Here is a 1,290-nt window from a genome sequence, read left to right as displayed (position 1 = left end):
AGGCGTCGTTTATACTGTTCGGACACAACCTTGCCCTACAGTTTCATTCTTCAGTCGTTCTCACAAGTAATTGCTCTAATCCTTTTCGCAAAATGTTGAGACTTGCATTATAATCTCTATCTAACACCGTTCCACACTTTGTACAAATATGTGTCCGAATCGAAAGTGATTTTTCCACACGATTCCCACAGCTAGAACAATCTTGTGATGTGTACGCTGGGTCTACTTTCACAAGTAAACCTCCAAATTTCTCGCACTTATACAAAAGCATCTTACGAAAAGCGCCCCAGCCTGCATCAGAGATCGACTTCGACACTTTTCGATTCCGAACCATCTTTCGAATATCCAGATTTTCTATACAAATCACCGAATACATTTGCGTGAGATGATAACTTAATTTGTGTAAAAAATCTTTTCTTTGATTCGCTACCTTTTCATGAAGGCTCCGAATCCGTTCTACTTGCTTCTTATAGTTCGTAGAGTCCTTCTTTTTCTTCGAAAGGTTATGCTGTGCTTTCCTCAATTGCTTTTCTTTTTGTAGAAGAAATCTTGGATTTTCAAATACCGTTCCATTTGAAAGAACAGCGTATTGATTCAGTCCTACATCTATACCAATTGCATTTTCCATATCAATAGAGGGAGGTACATCCTGTCTTTCGACACTAAAAATAGTGTACCATCTCTTCGATTGGCGTTTCAGAATCAACTGTTTGATTGTTCCTTCTATCGGCCGATGCAGATGAATCTCTATTTCTCCTAATTGTTTGTTATATAAATTTCCGTTATCTGCAAATGACATCGCAAAGCGGTGTTTCCCATTCGATTTGAATCCAAATTGAGGGAAAGTGAGACTATTATAGTCTTTATACGTTTTCAATTTGGGATAGTTCGTATCCCCACTCAAAAAGCCATCATATGCCTTTTTGAGTCGTAAAAACACTTCTTGTAAGGGCTGTGATGGCACTGCTTTTAGAAAAGGATATCTCTTCTTATCGATTACTTGTTGCTTTTGCATGTCAGAACGTGTATACAGCTGTTGATGTTCTTTATATTTTCTCTGTTTATCTAAAAGAGCAGAGTTATAGGTTTGACGACAATATTGTAGCCAACGTTCTAACATTTCTTTCTGTTCTTTCATTGGGAAAATTTCATATTTTTGGCTCAGCAACATTGTCATCACCTTCCTCTTTTTTCATTGTAGTGTTTCAGATTCCTAAAAACAAAGAAACGAATGTACGTTCCTATACTACTAGTATACATGGAGTTACAGAAAAAGGAAATGAAAACTTC

The 1,290-nt window shown here is 37.0% G+C and carries 1 protein-coding gene; it reads right to left on the bottom strand.

Features of this window, described 5'->3' with window-relative positions; translation table 11 throughout:
- Nucleotides 1–43: 43 nt before the first annotated feature.
- Complete coding sequence (locus JDS96_RS30405) at nucleotides 44–1,177, bottom strand: RNA-guided endonuclease InsQ/TnpB family protein (protein WP_199669085.1); 1,134 nt, start codon at nucleotides 1,175–1,177, stop codon at nucleotides 44–46.
- Between the last annotated feature and the right edge of the window lie 113 nt (nucleotides 1,178–1,290).

The organism is Bacillus cereus group sp. N21 (assembly GCF_016483395.1).
Lineage (GTDB): Bacteria > Bacillota > Bacilli > Bacillales > Bacillaceae_G > Bacillus_A > Bacillus_A pseudomycoides.
The sequence above is the reverse complement of the archived record's forward strand: the minus strand, read 5'-3'. Positions and strand labels throughout refer to the sequence as shown.

What these genes read in the sequence shown, in the direction of transcription:
- JDS96_RS30405 (WP_199669085.1), bottom strand. Translation starts at nt 1,177, where the DNA reads ATGACAATGTTGCTGAGCCAAAAATATGAAATTTTCCCAATGAAAGAA.